Below are 17,538 nucleotides of genomic sequence, written 5' to 3' on the forward strand. Positions count from 1 at the left end.
GCGTCAGACCCGCAGCGCGCCCAGGCGGCCCTCCAACTGGCCCAGCAGAGCCCCGAGAAGCGCCGCCAGTTCGCCCTGTTCCGGGCCGTCCACGCCGGACAGTACGGCGGACTCGTAGGCGAGCTGTTCGGGCAGGATGCCGTCGACGAGGTCGCGTCCGGCGTCCGTGAGGCGGACGTGGGCGACCCGGCGGTCGCGGGTGTCGCCGCGCCGCTCCACCAGGCCGCGCTCGGTGAGCTGCTTGAGGCGCTTGGTGACGGCGGCGCCGGAGGAGAAGGTCTCGCGGGCCAGGTCACCGGGGGTCAGCTCGTGCCCGGTGCGGCGCAGCGCGCCGAGCAGGTCGAACTCGGCGCGGCTGAGGCCCGCCCGGCGCAGCGGGGCGTCCTCGGCCTGCTGCAGAAGGGCGGCGCAGCGGTTGATGCGGCCGATGATCTCCATCGGTCCGGTGTCGAGGTCGGGATGGACGGCCCGCCACTGCCGCACGACCGCGGCGACGGTGTCCCCGCGCGGTCCTCCCCTGCCGTCGCCGACTCCCCCGTCGCCCCCGGTCGCCGAGCCCCCGTCGGTTGCGGTCATGGCCGTACGTCCTCCGTTCTCGTGCCCGTGTCGCGGTCCGGACGCGCTGCCTGGCGCCGCACCGTCTGGGCGAGCGTACGGTGTCCGGACTGCTCGGCGAGCACGACCCTCTCCTGGGGCAGGGCGCGTCCCCACCATTCGCCGGACGCGGCGTCGACGGTGACCCGCAGGTCGGTCAGCGCGGCGGCGAGTCCCCGGCGGGCGGCCTCCAGGGCGCCGGGGGCGGGGTCGGGCTCCGCCAGGAGGCGGGCGGCGCGTTCGCGGGCGCGGTCGGCGGCGGTCACCGCCTGTCCGACGCGGCTGCCGGCCCGCCGGTTGGTGACGGCGACGGCGGCCAGGAAGCCGACCAGGGCGCCGACGAGGGTGTCCACCACCCGCTCGGTGATCAGGTCTCCGGGCTCCTGGTAGCCGGCGAACTCCGTGATGAGCAGCGCCATCGGGGTGACGCAGACACTGCCGAGCCAGTAGTTGCGGGTGATGAGCGCCTCGGCGCCGAAGTTGAGGGCGAGGCAGAGGACGACCAGGAGGGCCTGCCCGAGGTGGGCGAGCGGTGCGATGGCCGCGAACAGCAGCACCCCGGCGACGTTGCCGACCACGCGCTGCACGGCGCGGCTCCAGGTCAGGGTCATGTTGGCCTGGTAGAGCGCGGCGGCGGTGACCAGGGCCCAGTAGGGGCGGCCGATGCCGAGGGCGAGGGAGGCGTAGCCGGCCAGGGCGCAGCCGAGGGCGGTGCGCAGGGCGATCGGGGTCAGCGGGCCGAGCCGCTGCCACAGGCGCGCGGGAGGGGCGGCGAGCTCGGCGTCCACGCCGAGAAGTTCGTCGGCGGCGGCCGGGGAGTCCCCGGTGCGGGGGATCCGGCCGGTGCCGCGCAGGGCGCGGGCCCAGGCGCGCAGCCGCTCCGGGTCCGTGTCGGCGGGCGCGGCGAGCGCGACCTCGGCGCGGACGACGAGGTGTTCCAGGGCGTGCCGGGTGGTGGCGCGGGTGCCCTTCGCCGGGAGGGACAGCAGCGTCTGCCAGGCGGCCTGTACGGCGGCGTACCCGGCGGTGCGGGTGGCGACGTGGCCGTCGCCGGTGCCGCCGGTGTCGGCGTACGCGGCGGCGGCGTTCAGGGCCTGGGCGGTGGCCCGGCGCTCGGGGCCGTGCGGGCGGACCGGGGCGGGTGCCATGCCGACGAGCCAGGCCCAGGCGCCCGCGGCGGCGGCCAGCGCCAGATGGCCGGGGATCTGGCCGAGGGTCTGCGGGACGAACAGGGCGGCGGAGCTGATGAAGGTCAGGACCACGTTGCCCGGCGGGCCGACGCGGGTCGCGTCGCACAGGGCCTTCTGCACGGCGGCCAGCAGGGCGCCGACGGTGACGAGGACGACGGCGTTACGCGTGAGCGAGGCGGTGACCAGGGCGACGGCGACGCCGCCGAGCATGCCGAGCACCACCCGGGCGAGGGTGCGGGCGCGGGCGGCGTAGGGGCGGTTGTGGGCGTAGAGCGCGCACAGCGACCCGGCCATGGTGTACATCGCCAGGTCGAGGCGGCCGAGCGCCAGCAGGATCAGGTTGGGCGGGGCGACGGCGGCGACCGAACTCAGGGCGGGCTTGAACCAGATCTCGGAGGGCCGACGCAGACGCAGCACACCTGTCAGGGACAGACGTCGGCCGAGTGAGGTACCGGAGGTGGGGGTCGCACTGCTCATGGGATTGAGCTTAGCAGGTGTTTTACCAGTAAATCATTACCTTGGATGTGACGTCGACCCCGTCGCCCACCTGCGACGATGCGCCGCACTCCCCCGAATACCCCCCGTGTACACCCTTGCGCTCGCGTGCGCGCCGCACGGCCCGGGCAGTTCTTGACCGACCGTCGAGCGTCGAGCGGGGAGGCATCTGTGCACGGACCGGCGTCGTCCGGCTGGCTGCTGGTCGCGCTCTGCGCGGCGACCGGCGCCTACTGCCTGCTGCGGATGCGCAGCAGCGTCGAGGAGCAGCGCCGCGCCGCGGGCGGCGAAGCCCTCATGGGGTTCGGCATGGCCGCCATGGCCGTGCCCGCGGCGGTGTTCACCCCGCCGGAATGGGCCTGGCCCGGTTACGCGGTGGTGTTCGGTGCCGCGGGGCTGCGCGCGCTGTGGGCGGCCCGCTCGGGGGGTCACCATCTGCACCACCTGGTCGGGGCCGCGGCCATGGTCTACATGGCGGTGGTGATGGCCGGCTCCCCCGCACACGCCCACGGCACCTCCGGAATACCCGTGCTGACCGGGGCTCTGCTGCTCTACTTCACCGGATACGTCCTGGTGACCGGCGTACGTCTGATGCCGGTCGTCGCCGTGGCCGGGGGTGGTCCGGCGGCCGGATGGGGCGACCGGCCGGAGTTGGCGCGAGCCTGCCGGCTCTCCATGGGGATCGCGATGCTGGCCATGCTGCTGACCATGTGACACCGGCTGCCCCGCACCGCGTACCCGGCATACCCCGTGCGCAACCGTTGCCTGCGTCACTTCGCGCGGCGGGCCGTACTGCCGACGGCGCCACGCTCATAGGCTGCCCCCATGATTCTCCCCGCGGCACTGTTGCTGCTCGGCACCCTGACCGCCGTGCTCGCCCCCAGGCTGCTCGCCCGGGCCGACTGGCCGGACCGGGAACCGGTGGTCGCGCTGTGGGTGTGGCAGTGCGTGGTGGCGGCCGTGCTCATGTGCTGCGCGCTGTCGATGACGTTCAGCGCGGCCGCGGCCTGGCACGCGGTGGGTGGGCACGTGTTCGCGACGGCGCCGCGCCCGGTGGTCGAGGCCTACGCGCTCGGCACCTCCGGCCTCTGGGCGGACACGACCGCCGTCACGCTGGCCTGCGGCGGGCTGTGGAGCGCCGCGATGCTGACCCGGGAGGTCGTACGGGCCCGCACCCGGCGTCGGCGGCGCCGGGCCGAACTCCTGCTGCGTGCTCCCGTGTTGCCCGGCGAACTGCCCGGTTCGGACCCGCTCGTCGTGCTGGAGGGTGAGCGGCCCGACGCCTGGTGGCTGCCCGGCACTCCCCCGCGGCTGGTCGTCACCACCGCCGCGTTGCGCCGTCTCAAGGGCCGGCAGCTGGACGCGGTCCTGGCCCACGAGAAGGGGCACGCGCAGGCGCGGCACGACTGGCTGCTGCACTGCTCGTCCGCGCTGGCGGACGGGTTCCCGCAGGTTCCGGTGTTCGCGGTGTTCCGCGACGAGATGCACCGCCTGGTCGAACTGGCCGCCGACGACGTGGCCTCCCGCCGATTCGGCCGGCTGACGACCGCCCTGGCACTGGTCGAACTCAACGAGGACCGGGGCGTGTTCGGCCCGTGCCCGACCGCCGAGGCCCATGTCCCGCAGCGCGTGCACCGGTTGCTCACGCCGCCGAACCGGCTGTCGGCGGCCCGGCGGCTGCGGCTGACGGCGTCGGCCGCCCTGGTGCCGGCGGTGCCGGTATTGGTGGCTTTCGTACCGGGACTTCGGGCGCTGGGGTAGTCCCCCGCCGCGCTCCCGCCCCGGAAATTGGCCCCGGGCCCCCCGGGTCGGCGAGTATCGCAGCATGATGACGCCGCCCGTCGACTCCCCGCCCGGTCCACCGCAACCCCGCACCGCCCTCCGCGTCACCTGGACGCTGGCCGTGTTCTCCGCGCTGCTGCTCACCCTGGTGGCCGTGGAGTGGCACCCGTTGATCAGCCTGGACGACGACATCGCCGGCACGACGCACCGCTGGGCGGTCGACGAACCGGGCATCACGCACGCCATGCGGATCCTCACCGACTGGGTCTGGGACACGTGGACGATGCGACTGCTGTGCGCGGTGGTGGTGTTGTGGCTCTGGTTCCGGCGCGAAGACCGGTGGACGGCCGTGTGGCTGGGGATGACGTGTCTGCTGGGCAGCCTGTTGCAGCAGGCCCTGAAGGCGGCGGTGAACCGTTCCCGCCCGGTCTGGCCCGACCCCGTGGACTCCGCGCACTACGCGGCCTTCCCCTCGGGTCACGCCATGACCGCCACGTTCGTGTGCGGCCTGCTGGTCTGGCTCCTCCACCATTACGGCGCCGCCCACTCACTGCGCCTGACCGCACTGGCCGTGGCCGTGGTCTCCGTGGCCGGGGTCGGCGTGACACGGGTGTGGCTCGGCGTCCACTGGGCCACGGACGTCGTCGGCGGCTGGCTCCTGGGCGCCCTGGTCGTGGCCGTCGCGGTACTGATCCACCGGCGCCGGCACCCGTGACCACGCCGGCGCCGGGCCCCCGGCACGCCTACCGCTACGTGGGACTGCCCGAGCTGCGGGCGACGGTCCGGCCCGGCACCGAGGGCCATGCGATCCGCTCGCCCGCCGATCTCGACGCCTGGATGACGGAGCGGGGCCCGGCGGAGGCCACCGAGCCGTTCACCTACGTCGTCGGCCACGACGGTCTGCCGCGGCCGGCTCCGCGCCGCAGCGAGCACGTGGCATGCGCGGGCGGCCGGGACGTACTGGGCGCGGGCGGGATCGCCTTCGGCCACATCCCCTCGTAGGATCCACCCATGGCTGCCGTCCTGTTCGACTTCTCCGGGACCCTTTTCCGTATCGAATCCACCGGCGCCTGGCTGCGCGCGGCACTCGCCGGCACCGGACTGACGCTTTCCGCACCGGAGCTGGCCGAGACGGCTCAGGCCCTCGAAGCCTCGGGTGCGCTGCCGGGCGGCGCGCCTCCGCTGCGGGTACCGGAGGAACTCGCCGATGCCTGGGGGGCCCGGGACCTGGATCCCGAGCTGCACCGGGCCGCGTACACCGGGCTCTCCCGGCAGGTGCCGCTGCCTGACCCCGGGCTGCACGACGCGCTGTACGACCGGCACATGGCACCGGGGGCGTGGAACCCGTACCCCGACGCCGCCGAGGTGCTGAGCGCGCTGCGCGGGTACGGGATCGCCGTGGGCGTGGTCAGCAACATCGGCTGGGACCCGCGTCCGGTCTTCCGCGCGCACGGCCTCGACCGGTACGTGGACACGTACGTCCTGTCGTACGAGCACGGCGTCCGCAAACCCGACCCCCGGCTGTTCGCCACCGCCTGTGCGGCGCTCGGGGCCGGACCGGGGCGGACGCTGATGGTCGGTGACGACCGGCGGGCGGACGGGGGTGCGGCGGCCCTCGGGTGCGCGGTGCACTTCGTGGACCATCTCCCGGTGACCGAGCGGCCGGCCGGTCTGCTGCCCGTGCTTGATCTGGTGCGCCGACCGGGTCTGGGCGGAGAACGTCCACTCCGGTCGAGCAAGTAGCCCGGGGCAACCAGTCGGGAAATCCGTCCGCCTCGGACGATCCCCCGTGTCGCCCGAGGCAGACGGTAGCCGGACCTGACCCACTGGGGTCCGCCCGTCTGCGCTGAGTATAGTTGGCTGCCAGCCAGTCAACGCAGGAGTACAGCATGTCCCCGCGCAGCGCCTCGGTCAATGAAGAGTTGCGGAGGCGTTCGAAGGAACGGCTCCTGCAGGCCGCGGTGGAGCTGGTGGGCGAGCACGGATACGACACGACCACGCTGGGCGACATCGCCGACCGGGCGGGCTCGGCGCGCGGTCTGGTCTCGTACTACTTTCCCGGCAAGCGCCAGCTGGTGCAGTCGGCCGTGCACCGGCTGATGCACCGCACGCTGGAGGAGGCGCTGGAGCGGGAGCCGTGCACCGCCGAGGGGCCGGAGCGGATGGCGCGGGCCATCGACGCGATCCTGGGCCTCGCCCGGGACCGGCCGGTGCTCATGCGCCAGCACATGGCGGGCCTGCTCCAGGCCGAGGTGGGTTTCGTGCCCTGTCCGGAGCAGCGGCGGCTGGCGGAGCTGCTGCGGGACACCGTGGCCCGGCACGGCTCACGGGACGTCGACCGCGACTACCCGATGCTGCGCGCGCTGCTGATGGGCGCCGTCTTCGCCGCTCTGGTGCCGGGGGTGCCGATGCCCGTGCCGGTGCTGCGCGCCGAGTTGTTCAAGCGCTATCGGCTGGAGTGGGAACTGGGTGTCCCGCCGGACGCCGAGGCGCCCGACGGGACGGCGTGCGACACGGATCTGTCGCGGTTCTTCTCGACCGGAGTGCCCGATCAGCCGATCCTGACCGACCGTTCCGACCGGCCGACTCAGTCGAAGTAGTCCGGCTGCGTCTGCGTGTTGAGCTCGCGCAGATGGACCCGCTTGGCCGGGTCGGTGCGCCGGTCGCTGAGCTTGAGGACGTCGAAGCCCTTGGCGATGTCGTTCGAGTAGATGTAGCCGTTGTAGTAGTACGCGGACCAGGAGCCGCCGGTGGTGATGCCGTCCGTGGTCAGCGGGCCGCGCTCGAAGTAGGCGATCTCCTTCGGACGCTTGGAGTCGGTGAACTCCCAGACGGAGACGCCGCCCTGGTACCAGGCCTGGACCATGATGTCGCGGCCCTTGACCGGGATCAGCGAGCCGTTGTGGGCCACGCAGTTCTCGGTGTCCGCCTGGTGGCGGGGGATCTTGAAGTAGCTGCGGAAGACCAGCTCCCGGTGGTCGCCCCGGCCGACGATGTCGTAGATGCCGTCGGCGCCGCGGTTCGGGCCGATCTCCGCGTTGCAGGTGGCGGCGCCACCGCCGCCCAGCTCGTCGGTGAAGACGACCTTGTTCGCCCGCTGGTTGAAGGTCGCCGAGTGCCAGAACGCGAAGTTGACGTTGTCCTGGACCCGGTCGATGACCTTCGGACGCTCGGGGTCCTCGATGGAGAACAGGATGCCGTCGCCCATGCAGGCGCCCGCCGCGAGGTCCTTCGAGGGCAGCACGGTGATGTCGTGGCAGCCGGTGGTCTTGGAGACGCCCGGGTTGGTGGGCCCGCCCGGGTTGCCGCCGCCGTCGGGGCCCTCACCGGGGAACAGCACCGGGAAGTCCACCACGGCCGCCCGCTCGGGTGCCTTGCGCGGCACCTTGATGACGGAGATGCCGTCGTGCGGCGGCCGGCAGTCGGGGTAGGCGGCGTTCGGCGAGTACGAGGAGACGTAGACGTAGACGTTCTTGCGCTCGGGCACCAGCGTGTGGGTGTGCGAGCCGCAGGCGGTCTCGACGGCGGCGACGTACTTCGGGTTCCGCTTGTCGCTGATGTCGAAGACCTTCATGCCCTCCCAGGAGGACTTCTCGGTCGCGGGCTGCGTGGTGCTGTTGCAACTGCTGTCGCTGCGCGAGGAGTCGGTCGACAGGAACAGCAGGTCGCCGGAGACGGAGATGTCGTTCTGCGAGCCGGGACACAGCACCTGGGCCACGGTCCTCGGCTTCTTCGGGTTCTTGATGTCGAAGATGCGGAAGCCGTCGTAGTTGCCGGCGAAGGCGTACCGGCCCTGGAAGGCCAGGTCCGAATTGGTGCCGGACAGCGCGTCCTTGGGGATGTTGGCCAGGTGCTCGATGTTGTCCGAGTGGACTATCTCGTCCTGGCCGGGTATCTCGCCGCTCTCGATCGCGTCGCGCACCTCGGCGCGCGCGCTCTTGGACACCTCCTTCGACGCGGCCGGGCTGTCCCCGGGGTCGGGGGTCGCCACGGCCGGGCCGGCGGTGAGCAGCGCGGACAGGAGTCCGGCGGCGGCAGCCGCGACTCCCAGGCGTCTGCGCCGCGTTCGCGGGTCGTTGAACAGGGTCACTGTTTCCTCCCTACGTCCGTTCCCTTCGGAACGGTTCACGCACCCCCGCAGTATCGTCTTCACCATGCACATATCAACAGGGGGCAACAAACTCGCAATGAAGTTTTTTGATCAGTGACGCGCGGAAGCGTGCTAGGACGGTCATCGCACCCACAAGGTGCCTCGCATCCCGCCTGCCACAGGAGGTTGTTGTGCCCTCTCGTCCCACCTTGTCCCGAGCGTCGCTCGTCACGGCCTCGCTGACCTCACTGGCCGTGCTCGGGCTCGGGGCCTGCGACTCCGGTTCGGACACCGGGTCGGCGGCCGCGGCCGGGCCTTCGGTGATCGCTCCGGGCGAGCCGGGCGAGGGCAACCGCACGCTGTCCGCCGAAGAGGCCGAGAAGCAGCGTGCCGACGACGACTCCCCCAACTCGGCGGACGTCTCCTACGCGCGGATGATGATCCAGCACCACGCCCAGGCACTGGAGATGACCGAACTCGTGCCGGAGCAGGCCGAGTCCGGCCAGGTCGAGAAGCTCGCCGAACGGATCTCCGCCGCGCAGGGACCGGAGATCACGGCGATGAAGGGCTGGCTGAAGAACCACGGCGAGAAGGAGGCCGGGGGCGGGCACGACCACGCCGCGATGCCGGGGATGGCGACCGAGGCCCAGTTGGGGAAGTTGCGCGCGGCGAAGGGCAAGGCCTTCGACCAGCTCTTCCTCAAGCTGATGATCACCCACCACGAGGGTGCGATCACCATGGCCACGGACGTGAAGTCGCAGGGCAACAACGTGCAGGTCGAGGAGATGGCCGACGACGTGGTCGCCCAGCAGACGAGCGAGATCTCGCGGATGCGCGGGATGCTGTGACGGACCGCCGGCGGCGGCGCTTCAGCGCCGTGCGCGACGCGGGGTCAGAAAGCCCTCGTCGCGCGCCTGGCCGATCAGCCTGAGTGACCTCCGCCGGCTGTACCCGGTCGCGCGCATCACCGCGAGAACCGGGTCGCCGCCCACGTCCCGGGCCGCCCGGTACTCCTGTGCGACGAGCCGGCACCCCTCCCTGCCGCGCGGCCACGCGGGCCGGGCCCGCCGGGGCGCGGCGGGTGCGGCGCCGGCGGAGACCGGCACGCAGGCCTCGAAGAGCGGGCCCTCCAGCCACTCGGCGAGCACGGCCAGGTCGTCGAGGGACAGCGGCGGCTCGGCCCGTACGTCCTCGACCCGCACGCCCTGACCGGACAGCACGGCGAGCGCCTCCACCCGGGCGCCGTCGGGGAACGCCAGCCGGACGTCGAACCACGAGGTGGCGGCGGAGCCCTCACGCACCACCCAGGCGTGCCGCACGGACATCTCACCGTCGTCCGGACAGCGGTCGGAAAGCTGAAGAGAACGATCAACGAAGGATGCCTCAAGCACATACGCAACGTAACCGCATGATCACATTCCATACGAACGGAACACGCACGAACATCCGCCGTTCACCGGGCGCAGCACCCTGTCAGCGGAGCGGAAGCGGTGGGATGCTGGAAGCACCAGCGACCCCTCCGACTTCCGGACCATCCGCCTCCCGGACAAGGAGTTCCGCCGTGCTGCGTGTCGCCGTCGTCGGCTCGGGACCGAGCGGGTGCTACACCGCCCAGAGCCTCGTCCAGCTCGGCCGCGAAGTGCACGTGGACGTCCTGGACCGTCTGCCGTGCCCGTACGGACTGGTGCGGTACGGCGTGGCACCGGACCACGAGAAGATCAAGTCGCTGCAGAACACCCTGCGCACGGTCCTGGAACACGATCGGGTGCGGTTCCTCGGCGGCGTCCCGGTCGGCCCCGGGGGCGTGCCGACCGCGCGGCTGCGCGAGCTGTACCACGCGGTGGTGTACTGCGTGGGCGCCGCCACCGACCGGCGCCTCGGCATCCCCGGCGAGGAGCTGCCGGGCAGCTGGTCGGCGACCGAGTTCGTGTCCTGGTACAGCGCCCATCCGGACGCCGTGGACGACGGCTTCCTGCGCGGTGTGCGGTCGGCGGTCGTGATCGGGGTGGGCAACGTCGCCGTCGACGTGGCGCGGATGCTGGTACGCGGCGTCGCCGAGCTGAGCGGCACCGACATGCCGCAGGCGGCGCTCGACACGCTCGCCGCCGGGCGGGTGGCCGAGGTGCACATGGTGGGCCGGCGGGGCCCCTCGCAGGGCCGCTTCACCACCAAGGAGCTGCGTGAGCTGGGCGCCCTTCCTGACACGGCCGTCGTGGTGGACCCGGCGGAGCTCGCGCTGGACCCGGCGTACCGGGCCCCCTCCGGGCTGCCCGGTCCGCAGCGCCGCAACGTGGAGGTGCTGCGCGGCTGGGCCGGGCAGCCCGCTCCGGACGTCGCCCGGCGGATCCGGCCACGCTTCTTCCTGCGCCCGGTGGAGCTGACGGCGGACGGCGACGGCCACGTCCGCGCCGTGCGCTTCGAGCGGACGGCACCGGACGGACGCGGCGGCGTGACGGGCACCGGGCGGTACGAGGAGATCGAGGCCCAGCTGGTGCTGCGGTCGGTGGGCTATCGCGGGGTGCCGCTGGAGGGGCTGCCGTTCGACGCGGCGAGCGGCACGGTGCCGCATCGGGCGGGGCGTGTCCTGCGGGAGGGTGCCGTCGCCCCCGGGGAGTACGTGGCCGGCTGGATCAAGCGGGGCCCCACCGGTGTCATCGGCACCAACCGCCCGTGCGCGAAGGAGACGGTGACGTCCCTGCTGGCGGACGCCGCCGCGCTCGCGGAACGGGACCTTTCCGAGGACCCCCTCGCACTCCTGCGCGCCGAGGGGACCGAGCCGGTCGAGTGGGCCGGGTGGCGGGCCATCGAGCGGGCCGAGGCGGAACTCGGCGCCTCGCTGGGGCGGCACGTGGTCAAGCTGCCCGACTGGGTGTCGCTGCTGACGGCGGCACGGACGACCGCGGCCCGAGGGCGCGGCCGGCGAGGGCCCGAGTAGCGGGCTCCCGCCGCGGTCAGCCGGTGCCGAGGTGGGCGGCCTGGCGGGCCTCGGCGGCCAGGAGGGCGTCGAGCAGCCCGGGGAAGAGAGCGTCCAGGTCGTCCCTGCGCAGGCCGTTCAACTTGGCCGTCCCCCGGTAGGTCTGTCGGACCAGCCCACTCTCGCGCAGCACCCGGAAGTGGTGCGTGGTGGTGGACTTGGTGACCGGCAGGTCGAAGTACGAGCAGGAGAAGAGCTCGTCGCTGTCGGCGGCGAGGTCCCGCACGATCCGCAGCCGCACCGGGTCGGAGAGCGCGTGCAGCACCGACTCGAGCCGGATCTCCTCGCGTGCCGGGTGCGGCAGGTCGCGGGTGCCGGTGGCGGCGGGGGTCACGGTGGCTCCAGTTCGTCCGGGAGGGTCCCACCGTTCAGGAGGGGCCTTCATTGTACGAAGACTCCCGTAGTTTGACACACGCCGTACTACGAGAGCTATCGTACGAGCCGTTTCCTCCTGCCCCTCCTGCCGCGACCAAGGGAGTACCCGCCCATGAGCGCCCTCTTCCAGCCCCTCCAGCTGCGTGACACCACGATCCCGAACCGGGTCTGGATGCCGCCGATGTGCCAGTACTCCGCCGCCCCGGAGGGCCCGTTGGCGGGCGTTCCCGGTGACTGGCACTTCGCGCACTACGGCGCACGCGCGGTGGGCGGCACCGGCCTGATCGTCACCGAGGCCACCGGCGTGTCGCCGGAAGGCCGTATCTCCCCGCAGGACCTCGGCCTGTGGAACGACACCCAGGTCGAGGCGTTCCGCCGGATCACGGACTTCCTGCGGTCCCAGGGCACGGTCCCGGCGATCCAGTTGGCCCACGCGGGGCGCAAGGCGTCGACCGCGCAGCCCTGGAAGGGCGGGGCGCCGGTGGGCCCGGACGCGCACGGCTGGCAGCCGGTGGCCCCGAGCGCGCTCGCGTTCGACGAGCGGCACCCGGTGCCGACCGAGCTGACGACCACGCGGATCCAGGAGATCGTCGGTCAGTTCGCGGACGCCGCGCGCCGGGCCCTCGCGGCCGGTTTCGAGATCGTCGAGATCCACGGCGCCCACGGCTACCTGATCCACGAGTTCCTGTCGCCCCACTCCAACCACCGCACCGACGCCTACGGCGGCTCGTACGAGAACCGCACCCGGTTCGCCCTGGAGGTCGTCGACGCCGTGCGCGAGGTGTGGCCCGACGGCAAGCCGCTGTTCTTCCGCGTCTCGGCGACCGACTGGCTGGAGGAGGGCGGCTGGACGCCCGACGACACCGTCCGCTTCGCCCACGACCTCCGGGCGCACGGCATCGACCTCCTCGACGTCTCCACCGGCGGCAACGTCCCGCGTGTCCGGATCCCGACCGGGCCCGGCTACCAGGTCCCGTTCGCCGCGCGCGTGAAGGCGGACGCCCCCCTGCGGGTCGCCGCCGTGGGTCTGATCACCGACGTCGAGCAGGCCGAGAAGATCCTGGCCAACGGCGAGGCCGACGCGGTGCTGCTGGGACGCGAGCTGCTGCGCGACCCGTCCTGGGCCCAGCACGCGGCGCGAGAGCTGGGCGAGGACGTCCGCATGCCGGACCAGTACGGCTGGGGCATGTGAGGCGGCGCATCAGCGCGCGAAGCGTTGACTAGAAAGCGCTTACCCTCTACGGTCCGTTCATCAGCATGACCGTCGCGAACGCGGTGGGACCGCCAAGCCCCCACCCGTGCGCCCTCCGCGTGCGCGACGGCATCAGCAGGACGCACATCGTTCACGTACATGTTCCGTGCCACCCCCACCCCTCATGGAAGGGACCAGAACATGACTGCTGCGACACGACCCCGCGCGCGGCGACGCGGCGCGACCGGCGCGCTGGCCGCACTCGGACTCTCGGTTGGCATGCTCATGACCTCCGGAGCCTCCCCGGCGCACGCCGCCACCTGGCCGACCCCCAACGGCAGCGAAGGAGTCTCGTCGACCATCCCGGTCTCCGGCACCAAGGACTACGGGATGAAGCGCCTCTACGGCACCGGCGACCTCGGCTCCGGCGGCCAGGACGAGGACCAGGGCCCGATCCTGGAACTGGCCCCCGGCGCCGTCCTCAAGAACGTGATCCTCGGCGCCCCCGCCGCGGACGGCATCCACTGCAAGGGCAGTTGCACCCTGCAGAACGTCTGGTGGGAGGACGTCGGCGAGGACGCGGCCACCTTCCGGGGCTCCTCGTCGTCGAACGTCTACACCGTCTCCGGCGGCGGCGCCAAGGAAGCCGGCGACAAGGTGTTCCAGTTCAACGGCGCAGGCACGCTGAACGTCTCCGGCTTCTCCGTCAAGAACTTCGGCACCTTCATCCGCTCCTGCGGCAACTGCTCGACGCAGTACAAGCGGACGATCAACCTCGACACCATCGAGGTGAACTGGAAGGGCGGCCGAATCGCCGGCATCAACACCAACTACGGCGACAGCGCGACCCTGCGCAACATCACGATCGTCGGGGACAGCGGCAAGAAGATCGTCCCGTGCCAGAAGTACATCGGCAACGACGACGGCGACGAGCCGGACTCGAACGGCTCGGGCCCCGACGGCACGCACTGCAAGTACTCGTCGTCCGACATCACCTACAAGTGACGCGTCGGACGAGGATGGGTTGACGGGTTGATCCCGCCGCTTCAGGTCCGGGTGTTCCGCACCCGGACCTGTCCGGCCTGCTCCCGCTGGTAGTCCGTGTAGGCGTCGCGCAGGGCGGTGCCCGGCCAGTGGGCCGGGAGGAGCTCCGGGGGCAGGACCGGGTCGGCGAGCAGGTGGCGTACGACGGCCGCGAACGCGGTGAGCCGGTCGGCCGGCCGGCGGGACCGGTCGACATGGGCGAGCAGCGCCCGGGCCGTGGCGGACCAGGCGTCCAGCGGCCACAGGTTCGCGGCCAGTTCGGCGGCCGGACGGCCGGGGCGCGAGACACAGCGCTCGGCCACCAGGTCGAGTTCGGCGGGCAGTGGGCGGCGCAGGTTGGCGGGGCGCAGCCAGACGCCCTCGCGGAGTTCGGCGAGCCGCAGGGCGGTCAGCCGGGTGCGCAGGTCGGCGCGTTCGGCGGGAGCGCGCCCCGTCGCGGTGATCAGGAGCATCTCCCAGTCGCCCGCCCACGCGCGCGTGTGCGGGCGGACGGCCTCGTCCTGGCGCCGCCGGCGCTCCAGCAGCCGCTCACTGAGGCGGTAGCCGGTGTCCGTGCGCCGCAGGTCGCCGGCGGCGACCATCCGGCTCAGTGCCGCGCGCACGGTGGACCCGCCGACGTCGAAGCCCTCGACGACCCGCACCAGCTCCCGCACCGGCAGTTCGGGGCGACGGGTGCCGAGCAGCAGACTCAGGACGACCGACCGCGCGGACAGCGGGCGCAGCGTGAGCTCGCCGGGGGGCACGGAGTCGTTCATCCGCGTGGGCGCGTGTCGTCCATCCACATGAGCACGTACTGTACGTGCGCCTCGCGTGTTGCACTATTGCTGCGGCCGCAGAAGTGATGCAACATGCCTGTCATGACGACACTCGCGCAGGAGCCGTACGAGGAGTCCGCGGGCCATCACGAGGGGTACGCCACGCACGACGTCACCAATCAGCCCCCTCCCCCGGCCCCCTACGACGCCTCCGACGACACGGCCCTGCTGGAAGGGGTGCGGCGGGAGGAGGCCGGGTGGGCCGAGGAGGACCTGCGGCGGCTCGGCAAGCGGGCCGGGAGCGCGGAGGCGCAGGACTGGGGTGACCTGGCCAACCGCCACGAGCCGGTGCTGCGCACGCACGACCGGTACGGCAACCGGGTCGACGAGGTCGAGTACCACCCGAGCTGGCACCACCTGATGCGTGTGGCGGTCGGCGAGGGGCTGGCGGGCGCGCCCTGGGCCGACGACCGGCCGGGCGCCCATGTCGCGCGGACCGCCGGCGGGCTGGTCTGGGGTCACACGGAGGCCGGGCACGGCTGTCCGACGTCGATGACCTATGCGGCCGTTCCCGCCCTGCGCGCCCAGCCCGAGCTCGCGAAGGTCTACGAACCGCTGCTGACCAGCCGGGAGTACGAGCCGGGGCTGCGGACGCCCGCGGAGAAGCGCGGCCTGCTGGCAGGCATGGGGATGACCGAGAAGCAGGGCGGCTCCGACGTCCGCACGAACACCACGGCGGCCACCCCGACCGCCGAGCCCGGCGTCTACACGCTGCGCGGGCACAAGTGGTTCACGTCGGCGCCGATGTGCGACGTGTTCCTGGTGCTGGCGCAGGCTCCGGGGGGCCTGTCCTGCTTCCTGGTGCCGCGTGTGCTGCCCGACGGCAGCCGCAACACCTTCCGCATCCAACGCCTGAAGGACAAGCTCGGCAACCGGTCCAACGCCTCGTCCGAGCCAGAGTTCGACGGCACGGTCGCCTGGCTGGTCGGGCCCGAGGGGCAGGGCGTCAAGACGATCATCGAGATGGTCAACTGCACGCGGCTGGACTGTGTGATGGGCTCGGCGACGCTGATGCGCAAGACGCTCGTCGAGGCCGGGCATCACGTACGGCATCGCAGCGCGTTCGGCGCCCGGCTGGTCGACCAGCCGCTGATGCGCAACGTCCTGGCCGACCTGGCGCTGGAGTCCGAGGCCGCGACGACGCTCACCCTGCGGCTGGCGGGTGCGGCGGACCGGGCGGTGCGCGGGGACGCCGGGGAGGCCGCGTTCCGGCGGATCGCCACCGCCGTCGGCAAGTACTGGGTGACCAAGCGGGGCCCGGCGTTCACCGCGGAGGCCCTGGAGTGCCTAGGCGGCAACGGCTACGTGGAGGAGTCGGGCATGCCCCGGCACTACCGCGAGGCTCCCCTGCTGTCGATCTGGGAGGGCTCGGGGAACGTCAACGCCCTCGACGTGCTGCGGGCGCTCGGCCGCTCACCCGCCACCGCGCACGCCCTCTTCGACGAACTCGCCCTCGCGCGCGGGGCGGACGCCCGGCTGGACGCCGCCGTGGCCCGGCTGGAGTCGGGGCTGACGGAGGCGTCCGAGACCGGCGCCCGCCGCCTGGTGGAGCTGATGGCCCTCACCCTCCAGGCCTCGCTCCTGGTACGGCACGCCCCACCCGCCGTCGCCGACGCCTTCTGCGCGACCCGGCTCGGCGGCGACTGGGGGCACTCCTTCGGCACGCTGCCCGCCGGGGCCGACCTGGACGGCATCCTGGCCCGGGCGCTGCCCGGCGAGGGCTGAGCGGCTCGCGCGGGGGACCTCGCGCCGGACCCGACGCCACCGTCCTGACCTGCGGCGACACCCATTCCAGAGGTGACTGTCAGTGCCGGGGTGCAGACTGGCCCGTGTCCGAGACAAAGGCGTCGACGACGACGCCGCGGAGGTGATCGGCATGACCGAGGTACTGCTCGCCGTGGGCACCCGAAAAGGCCTGTTCATCGGGCGCCGACGGGGTGGCACCTGGGAGTTCGACGAGAGTCCCTACTTCAACGCACAGGCCGTCTACTCGGTGGCCCTCGACACCCGCGGCGACACCCCGCGGCTGCTGGCCGGCGGGGACAGCGCGCACTGGGGTCCGTCGGTGTTCCACTCCGACGACCTGGGCCGGACCTGGACGGAACCGGCGCGGCCGGCCGTCAAGTTCCCGAAGGAGACCGGCGCTTCGCTGGAGCGGGTGTGGCAGCTGCACCCGGCCGCCGCGGAACCGGACGTGGTCTACGCGGGCACGGAACCGGCCGCGCTGTACCGCTCGGAGGACCGCGGCGAGAGCTTCGAGCTGGTCCGGCCCCTGTGGGAGCACCCCACGCGGTCCCAGTGGGTGCCGGGCGGCGGCGGCGAGGGGCTGCACACCGTGCTCACCGACAAGCGGGACCCGAAGTCGGTGACGGTCGCCGTCTCGACCGCCGGTGTGTTCCGCACGGTGGACGGCGGCGCGAGCTGGGCACCGTCCAACTCCGGTGTCTCCGCGGTCTTCCTGCCGGACCCGGACCCGGAGTTCGGCCAGTGCGTGCACAAGGTCGCGCGGGACGCGGCGACCCCGGACCGGCTGTATCTGCAGAACCACTGGGGTGTGTACCGCAGCGACGACGCCGGCGCGCACTGGACGGACATCGGCGAGGGGCTGCCGTCCACGTTCGGTTTCGCCGTGGCGGCCCATCCGCACCGCGGTGACACGGCGTACGTCTTCCCGATCAACGCCGACGCGGACCGGGTCCCGGCGGACCGCCGCTGCCGGGTCTACCGCACGGCGGACGCGGGCAAGAGCTGGGAGCCGCTCACGGCGGGGCTTCCTCAGGAGGACCATTACGGCACCGTGCTGCGCGACGCGCTGTGCACCGACGACGCGGAACAGGCGGGCGTGTACTTCGGCAACCGCAACGGCGAGGTGTTCGCGTCGGCCGACGACGGCGACAGCTGGCGGCAGTTGGCCTCGCACCTGCCGGACGTGCTGTGCGTACGGGCCGCGACCGTCGGATGAACGGGACCGGGGGGACGGGTCTTGG

Annotated in this window: 18 protein-coding genes; 12 read left to right on the plus strand and 6 right to left on the minus strand. The window is 72.7% G+C overall.

Translation table 11 applies throughout. The annotated features are described in order from the left end of the window. Positions 1 to 3: 3 nt before the first annotated feature. Together ACFCZF_RS06030 and ACFCZF_RS06035 are read right to left on the minus strand one after the other, a co-directional pair. Positions 4 to 576, minus strand: coding sequence for a MarR family winged helix-turn-helix transcriptional regulator (locus tag ACFCZF_RS06030; protein WP_376670629.1), 573 nt, complete (start codon positions 574 to 576; stop codon positions 4 to 6). Then, on the minus strand, positions 573 to 2,261 hold the full coding sequence (locus ACFCZF_RS06035) for an FUSC family protein (protein WP_376670630.1): 1,689 nt from the start codon (positions 2,259 to 2,261) through the stop codon (positions 573 to 575). Before ACFCZF_RS06035 ends, ACFCZF_RS06030 begins: the two co-directional genes overlap by 4 nt. A gap of 189 nt (positions 2,262 to 2,450) precedes the next feature. Here ACFCZF_RS06035 and ACFCZF_RS06040 point away from each other — a divergent pair, with 189 nt between their 5' ends. The 6 genes from ACFCZF_RS06040 (at position 2,451) to ACFCZF_RS06065 (ending at position 6,661) form a co-directional block, all read left to right on the plus strand. Beyond that, entirely contained in the window at positions 2,451 to 2,993 is a 543-nt protein-coding gene (locus ACFCZF_RS06040; protein WP_375907625.1) for a DUF5134 domain-containing protein, read from the plus strand. Between the two features lie 111 nt (positions 2,994 to 3,104). Continuing rightward, entirely contained in the window at positions 3,105 to 4,040 is a 936-nt protein-coding gene (locus ACFCZF_RS06045) for a M56 family metallopeptidase (RefSeq protein ID WP_376670631.1), read from the plus strand. 64 nt (positions 4,041 to 4,104) lie between these two features. Continuing rightward, positions 4,105 to 4,776 (plus strand): phosphatase PAP2 family protein, encoded by a 672-nt coding sequence (locus ACFCZF_RS06050; RefSeq protein ID WP_376670632.1) that lies wholly within the window; start codon positions 4,105 to 4,107, stop codon positions 4,774 to 4,776. Beyond that, the gene (locus tag ACFCZF_RS06055; protein WP_376670633.1) at positions 4,773 to 5,063 is read left to right on the plus strand and encodes a hypothetical protein; all 291 of its coding nucleotides are present in this window, start codon (positions 4,773 to 4,775) and stop codon (positions 5,061 to 5,063) included. The genes ACFCZF_RS06050 and ACFCZF_RS06055 overlap by 4 nt, the downstream gene beginning before the upstream one ends. A gap of 9 nt (positions 5,064 to 5,072) precedes the next feature. After that, a complete protein-coding gene (locus ACFCZF_RS06060; RefSeq protein WP_376670634.1) occupies positions 5,073 to 5,804 on the plus strand; it encodes an HAD family hydrolase in 732 nt (243 codons plus the stop codon). A gap of 146 nt (positions 5,805 to 5,950) precedes the next feature. Next, positions 5,951 to 6,661: a TetR/AcrR family transcriptional regulator gene (locus ACFCZF_RS06065; protein ID WP_376670635.1), complete on the plus strand. Its 711-nt coding sequence runs from the start codon at positions 5,951 to 5,953 to the stop codon at positions 6,659 to 6,661. Here ACFCZF_RS06065 and ACFCZF_RS06070 read toward each other — a convergent pair. Continuing rightward, positions 6,649 to 8,151 (minus strand): LVIVD repeat-containing protein, encoded by a 1,503-nt coding sequence (locus tag ACFCZF_RS06070; RefSeq protein WP_375907642.1) that lies wholly within the window; start codon positions 8,149 to 8,151, stop codon positions 6,649 to 6,651. The genes ACFCZF_RS06065 and ACFCZF_RS06070 overlap by 13 nt on opposite strands. 191 nt (positions 8,152 to 8,342) lie before the next feature. Between ACFCZF_RS06070 and ACFCZF_RS06075 the strand changes: the two genes are divergently transcribed. Further along, a complete protein-coding gene (locus tag ACFCZF_RS06075; protein WP_376670636.1) occupies positions 8,343 to 8,999 on the plus strand; it encodes a DUF305 domain-containing protein in 657 nt (218 codons plus the stop codon). A 21-nt stretch (positions 9,000 to 9,020) separates the two neighbouring features. Here ACFCZF_RS06075 and ACFCZF_RS06080 read toward each other — a convergent pair whose 3' ends face one another. After that, positions 9,021 to 9,476 (minus strand): DUF6214 family protein, encoded by a 456-nt coding sequence (locus ACFCZF_RS06080; RefSeq protein WP_376670637.1) that lies wholly within the window; start codon positions 9,474 to 9,476, stop codon positions 9,021 to 9,023. Positions 9,477 to 9,712: 236 nt separating this feature from the next. On the opposite strand from ACFCZF_RS06080, the gene ACFCZF_RS06085 reads away from it, so the two are divergent. Continuing rightward, positions 9,713 to 11,086 (plus strand): FAD-dependent oxidoreductase, encoded by a 1,374-nt coding sequence (locus tag ACFCZF_RS06085; protein ID WP_376670638.1) that lies wholly within the window; start codon positions 9,713 to 9,715, stop codon positions 11,084 to 11,086. 16 nt (positions 11,087 to 11,102) lie between these two features. Here ACFCZF_RS06085 and ACFCZF_RS06090 read toward each other — a convergent pair whose 3' ends face one another. Continuing rightward, the gene (locus ACFCZF_RS06090) at positions 11,103 to 11,459 is read right to left on the minus strand and encodes an ArsR/SmtB family transcription factor (RefSeq protein WP_376670639.1); all 357 of its coding nucleotides are present in this window, start codon (positions 11,457 to 11,459) and stop codon (positions 11,103 to 11,105) included. A 153-nt stretch (positions 11,460 to 11,612) separates the two neighbouring features. On the opposite strand from ACFCZF_RS06090, the gene ACFCZF_RS06095 reads away from it, so the two are divergent. Both ACFCZF_RS06095 and ACFCZF_RS06100 read left to right on the plus strand, forming a co-directional pair. Continuing rightward, the gene (locus tag ACFCZF_RS06095; protein ID WP_376670640.1) at positions 11,613 to 12,692 is read left to right on the plus strand and encodes an NADH:flavin oxidoreductase/NADH oxidase; all 1,080 of its coding nucleotides are present in this window, start codon (positions 11,613 to 11,615) and stop codon (positions 12,690 to 12,692) included. A gap of 201 nt (positions 12,693 to 12,893) precedes the next feature. After that, entirely contained in the window at positions 12,894 to 13,697 is an 804-nt protein-coding gene (locus ACFCZF_RS06100; RefSeq protein WP_376670641.1) for a pectate lyase, read from the plus strand. Positions 13,698 to 13,738: 41 nt separating this feature from the next. Here the strand turns inward: ACFCZF_RS06100 and ACFCZF_RS06105 are convergent, their stop codons facing one another. Next, the gene (locus ACFCZF_RS06105; RefSeq protein ID WP_376670749.1) at positions 13,739 to 14,491 is read right to left on the minus strand and encodes a PaaX family transcriptional regulator C-terminal domain-containing protein; all 753 of its coding nucleotides are present in this window, start codon (positions 14,489 to 14,491) and stop codon (positions 13,739 to 13,741) included. A 102-nt stretch (positions 14,492 to 14,593) separates the two neighbouring features. Between ACFCZF_RS06105 and ACFCZF_RS06110 the strand changes: the two genes are divergently transcribed. Further along, complete coding sequence (locus ACFCZF_RS06110) at positions 14,594 to 16,276, plus strand: DNA alkylation response protein (RefSeq protein WP_376670642.1); 1,683 nt, start codon at positions 14,594 to 14,596, stop codon at positions 16,274 to 16,276. 82 nt (positions 16,277 to 16,358) lie between these two features. Then, complete coding sequence (locus ACFCZF_RS06115) at positions 16,359 to 17,513, plus strand: WD40/YVTN/BNR-like repeat-containing protein (protein WP_376670643.1); 1,155 nt, start codon at positions 16,359 to 16,361, stop codon at positions 17,511 to 17,513. The last annotated feature ends 25 nt before the right edge of the window (positions 17,514 to 17,538 follow it).

It is taken from the genome of Streptomyces sp. NPDC056296, from assembly GCF_042268605.1.
Lineage (GTDB): Bacteria > Actinomycetota > Actinomycetes > Streptomycetales > Streptomycetaceae > Streptomyces.